Source organism: Allohahella marinimesophila (assembly GCF_039538005.1).
Taxonomy (GTDB): domain Bacteria; phylum Pseudomonadota; class Gammaproteobacteria; order Pseudomonadales; family Oleiphilaceae; genus Allohahella; species Allohahella marinimesophila.
Genome location: NZ_BAABBO010000010.1, coordinates 216,842 through 224,438, shown reverse-complemented (window position 1 = coordinate 224,438; position 7,597 = coordinate 216,842). Strand labels below are relative to the sequence as shown.

Annotated in this window: 10 protein-coding genes and 2 pseudogenes; 11 read left to right on the top strand and 1 reads right to left on the bottom strand. The window is 53.9% G+C overall.

Translation table 11 applies throughout. The annotated features are described in order from the left end of the window. Window positions 1-83: 83 nt before the first annotated feature. The 7 genes from ABD735_RS12195 (at window position 84) to ABD735_RS12170 (ending at window position 1,956) form a co-directional block, all read left to right on the top strand. Entirely contained in the window at window positions 84-347 is a 264-nt protein-coding gene (locus tag ABD735_RS12195) for a BrnT family toxin (protein WP_344806763.1), read from the top strand. Beyond that, a complete protein-coding gene (gene brnA / locus ABD735_RS12190) occupies window positions 337-606 on the top strand; it encodes a type II toxin-antitoxin system BrnA family antitoxin (RefSeq protein WP_344806761.1) in 270 nt (89 codons plus the stop codon). Before ABD735_RS12195 ends, brnA begins: the two co-directional genes overlap by 11 nt. A 139-nt stretch (window positions 607-745) precedes the next feature. Continuing rightward, window positions 746-1,009, top strand: coding sequence for a type II toxin-antitoxin system RelE/ParE family toxin (locus ABD735_RS12185; RefSeq protein ID WP_344806759.1), 264 nt, complete (start codon window positions 746-748; stop codon window positions 1,007-1,009). Next, entirely contained in the window at window positions 1,006-1,293 is a 288-nt protein-coding gene (gene nadS / locus ABD735_RS12180) for a NadS family protein (protein ID WP_344806757.1), read from the top strand. Before ABD735_RS12185 ends, nadS begins: the two co-directional genes overlap by 4 nt. Before the next feature lie 210 nt (window positions 1,294-1,503). Then, complete coding sequence (locus tag ABD735_RS20190; protein ID WP_425548608.1) at window positions 1,504-1,566, top strand: BrnT family toxin; 63 nt, start codon at window positions 1,504-1,506, stop codon at window positions 1,564-1,566. Continuing rightward, on the top strand, window positions 1,566-1,754 hold the full coding sequence (locus tag ABD735_RS12175; RefSeq protein WP_344806754.1) for a BrnT family toxin: 189 nt from the start codon (window positions 1,566-1,568) through the stop codon (window positions 1,752-1,754). Before ABD735_RS20190 ends, ABD735_RS12175 begins: the two co-directional genes overlap by 1 nt. Beyond that, on the top strand, window positions 1,732-1,956 hold the full coding sequence (locus ABD735_RS12170) for a BrnA antitoxin family protein (protein WP_344806752.1): 225 nt from the start codon (window positions 1,732-1,734) through the stop codon (window positions 1,954-1,956). The genes ABD735_RS12175 and ABD735_RS12170 overlap by 23 nt, the downstream gene beginning before the upstream one ends. Before the next feature lie 219 nt (window positions 1,957-2,175). Here the strand turns inward: ABD735_RS12170 and ABD735_RS12165 are convergent. After that, a pseudogene (locus ABD735_RS12165) lies at window positions 2,176-2,538 on the bottom strand (IS110 family transposase); the annotation flags it as partial. Window positions 2,539-3,098: 560 nt separating this feature from the next. Between ABD735_RS12165 and ABD735_RS12160 the strand changes: the two are divergent. The 4 genes and pseudogenes from ABD735_RS12160 to ABD735_RS12145 form a co-directional block, all read left to right on the top strand. Then, window positions 3,099-5,215 (top strand): annotated as a pseudogene (locus ABD735_RS12160) (diguanylate cyclase domain-containing protein); the annotation flags it as partial. Window positions 5,216-5,242: 27 nt separating this feature from the next. Beyond that, window positions 5,243-6,010, top strand: a complete 768-nt coding sequence (locus ABD735_RS12155; RefSeq protein WP_425548607.1) for a putative bifunctional diguanylate cyclase/phosphodiesterase — start codon at window positions 5,243-5,245, stop codon at window positions 6,008-6,010. Window positions 6,011-6,065: 55 nt separating this feature from the next. Then, on the top strand, window positions 6,066-6,989 hold the full coding sequence (locus ABD735_RS12150) for a glutathione S-transferase family protein (protein ID WP_344806746.1): 924 nt from the start codon (window positions 6,066-6,068) through the stop codon (window positions 6,987-6,989). Between the two features lie 21 nt (window positions 6,990-7,010). Next, entirely contained in the window at window positions 7,011-7,364 is a 354-nt protein-coding gene (locus ABD735_RS12145; protein WP_344806744.1) for a YkgJ family cysteine cluster protein, read from the top strand. The last annotated feature ends 233 nt before the right edge of the window (window positions 7,365-7,597 follow it).

The window sequence follows — 7,597 nt, the reverse complement described above, 5'->3', positions numbered from 1 at the left end:
TGGTTTTTCTACAGCCTCGTTAGCAGTCAAACCCATTCTTTTTGCATCTTGCGGTATGAGTAGAAAAGGAATATTTTATACTCATGCGCCAGTTTGAATTTGATCCAGCAAAAAGTGAAGTCAACCTTGAGAAGCACGGGATAGATTTTCCGTCCGCTCAAAGGCTGTGGGACGACCCCGACCTTATCGAAATCCAGGCAAAGTCGGCAGACGAGGACAGGTTTCTGCTTATCGGTCGGATAGGGGAGAAACATTGGTCGGCTGTGGTCACCTACCGAAACGAAAAGACTCGGATAATCTCTGTGCGGCGCTCGCGTAAAAAAGAGGTGGACGTTTATGAAGGCTAAAGATTTCGATAAAAAGTTTGAAGAGGGTGAAGACGATATCATTGAGGATCTCGATCTTTCGACTGCGCGCCGTGTCAACCAGAACCAAAAGCGTATAAATGTCGATTTCCCAGCCTGGGTGGTCGAGTCGTTAGATCGGCAGGCTGCGCGAATTGGCGTCACCCGGCAATCGATCATAAAGGTGTGGTTGGTCGAACGTCTCCAGCTTGAAGCTGCTAACAAGCCGCTGAATGGTGACGCCGCAGGCGGCGCACATTAGCGGAGCGTTACATTTCAAAATAAGTTCGTCTAGACTGAGGTAACCCAATGGGTTACTATGGCTTATGCAGACAGTCGTGGAACTTCCAGAATACTTACGCAAATCGCAGTCGCTTCTGTCAGAGCAGGAGCGTCAGCTTTTGATTTCTCACTTGGCAGAGTTTCCGAAGTCTGGCGTTCTGATTCGAGGTGCTGGCGGTATACGAAAGTTGCGATGGGCTCGGCCAGGCGGTGGCAAAAGTGGCGGCTTTCGCGTTATCTATTATTACCATGATGAGCGCTTGCCCCTCTATCTTCTGACGATGTTTGGCAAGAATGAACGAGCGAATCTGTCAGAAGCGGAAAGGAATGAGCTCGCCAAACTCACCAAACTGATCTTACAAGCTGCAGGGTTGAAGCCATGAGTGAAGCATTCAAAAGTATCTCTACTGGACTTACAGAAGCGCTTGAGCATGCTCAGGGCAAACCTGTGGCTGCGGTTGTGCATGAGTTCAAGCCGATCGACGTCAAGGCAATCCGTAGCCAAGTAGGCATGTCGCAGCGTGAGTTTGCGGCTGCTTTCGGCATTAGTCTCGGTACGCTACGTCATTGGGAGCAGGGAACCCGTCAGCCCCATGGTCCAGCACGCGTCCTTCTCAATGTTGTCGCCAAGGAGCCAGCGGTTATTCTCCGTGCACTGGCCAGCTAAATGTACCAAGGCCATGCAAGGGACAAATTTCCACTCCGTATTTTGTGCTTTCGCTGCGCTCAATGTTTGCACAAAATACTACACTCCAATTTGCCCATGATGGCAGCGTTAACTATCAGATAGTGCTGGAGATGCCACTACACTGTAAGTACAATGTAGGTTATTCATCATCCGACCTTCCAATGGGACGCTGAAAAAAGCGAGTCCAATTTGCGCAAACATGGCGTCTCTTTCAAAGAGACGAAGACCGTGTTTACTGACGAGTTTGGTTGATGAGCGATGCAGATCATTCTGAGCCTGACGAGGATCGTTTCCTCCTCCTCCTCCTGGGGACCAGTATCCACTCAAAACTGCTGGTTGTTTGTCACTGCATCAGAGAGCGAGAATGCATTCGGATCATTTCTGCCCGAAAAGCTGATAAACGTAAAAGAAAACTATATGAGAGGTTCCGTCATGCGTGATAACTATGACTTCGCTGACTCCAAGCCCAATCCGTATTCTGCGAAGCTTAAGAAGCAAGTCACCATTCGGCTTGACGAGGACACTGTCGAGTATTTCAAGCAAATGTCTGAGCGGAAGGGCATCCCTTACCAGAGTCTGATAAATCTGTATCTCCGAGATTGCGCAGCTACGCATAGAGATCTCAAGCTGCAGTGGCAGTGATAGTTAACACATATGAGTCTTCTCTGGGTCAATAGGCAATAGTGGTTTTGGCCGCGCCAGCGGCCAGCCTAAATCCATGAACGAGAACGCCTCCTTCGTCAGTCTCGCGGGGCTGTCAGGCACTCCCAGCAAACACATATAGGGGCTCTCTTACGTGGCTTTGGGCCACAGCCTGACCGGTCGTTCCATCGGTAGGTCAGGGGCACCAGGCATTCATTTGTACACGTAGGCCAGCGGGAAATTGCCGCCCTTCATGAGCATGGCGATCTTGAAGGAGTCGATGCGGTCGTTCTTGGTTTTGCCGCCATGGATGGCCTTCATGTAGAGCGCGTGGCCCAGAATGAAGTGAATGCCATGTGCTTCACACAGGTCAGAGATCCAGTACCAGCAATGCATGCATTCGACGCCCACGATCAGGTCATCACGGAAGGGATCGAGCAGGGCTAGTAATGGTTCCGCTTGGGCTTTGATTTCCTTGTGGAGCAACACCTCGCCAGCCTGGTCGATGATGCAGACATACAGACTGCGGGCGTGCAAATCGATTCCACAATAATGGCGGTGGGTGCTATGGTAAAAGTTCATGAGTCTTCTCCCATGTAGTGCTTGGTCGCCTTCCAGCTTAGCGGGTAAGCGCTGGGCTGGGGAGAAGCCTCAATCAGTAACAAGTTGCTGCTAGCGATATCGCACAGTGGGCATCTTTTCTGCGGCACTTTGCTGGCAAAAAAGCCGCCAACGGCACGCTGCCGCTGAGAAAAGCGTTACCTTGGCGGGCAAGTTTTGTTATTGGATGGGTAGTGATATTGATCTGCTGCCAGCGGTGTACGGTTTGTCCTTCGCCTCCAGCAGACGCTTTTAATTCCGGGTCCGATCGTGAAGCCCACCTATTTGCTAGACTAAGCTTATCTGAAGTAGTAGCGTCCCGATGTTAAGTAGCCACCTTGTCCGGCTGCTTCGATCCAGATACGAGCCTCTGGCTTGCCTTTCAGCAAAGTGGACTAGCCTGGTATGAGTGGATGACCAAATAACAATCGGATGCTGCAGATCAAGCGCGCTGACTATGCGCCCTTCCTTGCTAAAGCGGCTGGACGAAACTGCGTCCGTCTGGATGATTTCAGACTGTCTTATGATGAAGAGGCACCCCCATGCCAGCGTTAAACTATCTACTCAAAAGTTCAGCTCTCAGCTCGCCAGCTATCTACAGCAGCATGGCCGGTCAAATTGGCTGGGCAGTCATCGCTATCAGCGTTCTGGTGATAGTGTCCTGGGTCTTTGATATCGAAGCAGGAAAACGTCTGCTACCCACCTTTCAGTCGATGAAGCTCAACACGGCACTTTGTTTCGTCACTTGCGGGGTCATTCTGGTTCGCAAAGCGCCCTCTGAAGCTCCACCTAAGGATCCGGTGGCTGCGCTCCTGGCTTTGCTGTTGTTTTTAATCTCGGGCCTCACGCTATTCGAATATGGGTCAGGTCTGCTGCTGGGCATTGATAATATTCTGATTCCTGATACTGCAACCGCTCCAGAGAACTGGCCCGGGCGAATGTCAGTTGGTACAGCACTGTGTTTCAGTATGATTGGTGCTGGGTGGCTGATCGCTGTGATCTCTGGACGTCACTCCATTCTGATACTGCAACTCCTCGGTCTTGCAGTGGCCATTATCGGCGGCGCAGCCGTGATCGGCTATGCGTTTGGCGTGAAAGAATTCAGGCTGCCGGTATTCTCGACCATGGCGTTGCACACCGCTGTGCTGTTCGTCCTCTGTGGGGTGGGGATGTTGTTCGTGCGGCCTGGCGAAGGCCTGATGAGTTCTGCCACGAGTCGTTTCGTTGGGGGCCGCTCGCTTCGGCGCCTGTTTCCCTTCATCGCAGCAACGCCGATCCTCATGAGCTGGCTAAGCCTGCAGGGTGTGCTGGCGGGGTACTATTCGGAGGCATTCGGTTTCGCATTGGGCAGTTTGTCCAGCATTCTGGTGCTTGGCTTTGTCGGCTGGCTTGGCGCCGACGCGCTCAACTGCGAAGAAGAACGCTTCTGCTCCACCATCGACTCCTCGCCTGTAGCCACGATCATGATCGATGAGCTCGGCATCATCCGCATGGGCAACCGCCTGGCGCACTCGGTGTTGGGTTATGCGGACAATCGATTGGTGGGCTTGTCTGTGGAGCAGCTGGTACCCGATCAGTTTCGTCAGGGTCATTCGGCATACCGCAGCGAGTATATGATCCACGCTCAGCAGCGAATCATGGGAGAAGGTCGGGAGCTGTTTGCATTGCGCCAGGACGGCACTGGATTCAGGGCTGAGATTGCGCTGAATCCTGTCCAGACGGCCGATGGCCGCTTCGTGGTAGCTGCCATCGTGGACATTACCGAGCGTGTGGCAGCTGAACAGAAAATAATGCGCCTCAATCGCATGCATAAAGTGTTGAGCGGTATCAACACCCTCATCGTGCGCAGTCAGAGCCTCGACCATCTGTTTGAGTGCGCTACGCGCATTACGGTGGAAGAGGGCGGACTGTCTGCCGCACTGGTTGTGCAGCAGGATACCCAGTCCGGGAAATGCACTATTCTGCGTGCGCATGCGGCCGCAACACCGATCGAAGTCCGACGGTTGACCGGTGACGAAATGGAGGCCGTCAGCGACTGCGTCCAGCACCATCGCATCGTTGTGCGGAACGACCTGGCGGCCTTCCCACTGAATTTGCATGAGCATGCCCTGGAAGCGGCCTTTCTGCTCAACCGGCACGAGTCCTTCTCGTTCGATGACTCTGACATGAAGCTTTTACAGGAGGTGACTGGCGATATCTCATTCGCGATTGCCGGCCTGGAGAAGAGCCAGAAACTGGATTATCTGACGAATTTCGACAATGTGACGGATCTGCCAAATCGCTTGCTGCTCACTGACCGGCTGCAGCAGGCCATTTTTCAGGCTGACAGCTTTAAAGGCCTTGTCAGCTTGCTGTATGTGGATATCGACCGCTTTAAACAGGTCAACGACAGCTTGGGACATGCTGGCGGCGACGAAGTGCTCCGTCACGTGGCAAAATGATCAGCTCGTGCGTGGACAAGACCGATACAGTATCCCGCTGGAGTGGTGACGAATTTGTTGTCCTGCTTCCAGGCCAGAGCGCTGCCGGCGCTACCAGGATCAACCGCGCCATCAGTAGTGCACTGCATTCGCTCATAGTCCTGGATGACAGCCGAGAGCTCTTCGTCTCATGCAGTATCGGCATCGCGGAGTACCCGCATAAGGGCAGGAGCATCGATGCACTGATCAACAGCGCTAGAAGTGCAATGGCCACCATCAAGGAGAAAGGGGGGGGTAACTACCTGCATTTCGATGCGGGCAGCGACCAGGCCGTCGATGATGGGCTGGAGCTGGAAACATCATTGAGACATGCACTGGGGCAGGCGCAGTTCGTGCTTTACTATCAGCCTCAGATGGATATTGTGTCGGGGGCAATTGTTGGGCTGGAGGCCCTCTTGCGCTGGCATCATCCCACGCAGGGTATGATTGGCCCCGACCGCTTCATTCCATTGGCTGAAACGACTGGATTGATCGTCCCCATCGGTAAATGGGTGTTGCGCGAGGCCTGCCGCCAATGCGCCGGCCAGCAGGGGCTGAGAGTAGCAGTGAACCTCTCCGCCAGACAGCTCCATCAGGAAGACCTCGTGGCTACCATTCGTCAGATCCTGGATGAGACGGGTATGCCGCCGTCCGGGCTGGAACTGGAGATCACGGAAAGCGCGCTGATGTATGATGTTGAGTCAGCCATCGGCACGATGGAGGAACTGATCGAACTGGGGGTGAGTATTTCTCTCGACGACTTCGGAACGGGGTATTCCAGCCTGAGTTACCTGAAGCGTTTCCCAATCGACACACTCAAGATCGACAAGTCATTCATTGCCGAAGTAACAACAGACCCTGGCAGCGAAGTAATCGTCAAGACCATCATCGTCATGGCTCATAGTCTTGGGCTCAAGGTCATCGCAGAAGGCGTTGAGAGCGAAGAGCAGCTGGCCTTGCTGCGAGACCGCGGCTGTGACCTGGCTCAGGGCTAGCTGATTGCTCGGCCCCTGCCGTATCAGAGCGACTGGACAGGAGCAGCCAGGAACAATGAATAACTCAATGATTCTCCACCACTACGACAGCTCTCCCTACGCCGAAAAAATTCGCTTGATGTTCGGATTGACCAACGCTGGCTGGCAGTCAGTTATCTCACCAGTACAGCCCCCCCGGCCAGGCCTGGACAAACTCACAGGCGGCTATCGACGAATTCCTGTTGCGCAGGTAGGCGCGGACATATTCTGTGACACTGCGCTTATTGCGCGGGAAATCGCAAAAGCGACCGATTGCTCAGCGCTTGATCCGGCGGCGGTCGACTCGGCGGCTGCAGCGCTGATGGAGCAAGCGGAAAAGAAAGCGTTCTTCGCCGCTATCGGCGCGGTCAAGCCACTGCGGCTACTAGGCACAATGCTGCTGCAGATCGGACCGGTGGGCACGTACCACTTCATCAAGGATAGAACCGGCATGATGAAAGGCGGTACAGTTCGCCCACCACAGGGGCCGAGGGCCGAGGCCGAACTGGACGACCTGCTGGCTGCCCTTGAAAAAAGACTGACTGAGCACTCATGGGTTGGCGGCGAGACAGTTTCAGTTGCAGATTTCGCCACCTATCATCCGCTCTGGCTCTACGTTGCCTGCAACCGGCGTCCGCTCAAATCAGGACCAAAGGTTGAAGCCTGGTACCAGCACGTTAGCGACATCGGGCACGGCCGACGCGAGGAAGTCACGCTTGATGCCGCGTTTGCAGCGGCACGCGAATCAGAACCCCGTTCACTCCCACCCAGCGTAGAGGAAGTGCCAGTGGCGAAGGGTACAGTGGTCCAGGTGTCACCCACTGATTACGGCACCCTACCTGTTACAGGCGTTCTGGCTGCCCTGACAGAGGATCGAATCATACTCGCAAGGCACAGTAACGAATTTGGACAGCTGCACGTTCATTTTCCACGCGCCGGATATTCACTCGTTGAAAAATGAACTCGAATAGGCGTGTCCCGGATGAGCACTAACCGAGAAATCATCGCACGTCTGCGCGAGCGGATTCCGTCCTTCGAATGCGTGCCGGGCTGCCACGATTGCTGCGGGCCGGTCACGACTTCCTCTGAAGAAATGTCGCGCCTGCCAGTGAAAACTGATGCCGAGCATGAAGCCGCACTCACTGAGCTCGACTGCGTGCACCTGGGCCCTGAAGGTTGCACGGTATACGCGGAAAGACCGTTGATTTGTCGACTGTTTGGCACCACACCTCGCATGCTTTGCCCAAATGGTCGCGGACCAGAAGAGATGATTGATTCAAAAACAGAGCGTCAGATCCATCAATACATCAGCGGTACACGGCAAGTGTTGGTCTAGAGGCAAATCCGCTGCCAGAAGCAGCAATTACTGCGGTGATGAGCTGTCTTACGAGCTTTGTCTCATCCATTCGTTTGATTGAATTGTGATGCATATGAACATCGCTGATTATTTACATCCGCGAGCAGGCGAATCACCTCACGATAATTCGTGGCGGGTCAGACAAAGCCCAGCCGCGACTGCGCTTGACAAAATCACGAGAAGTTTTTCCCTTAAGCTAATCGGAGAGGATC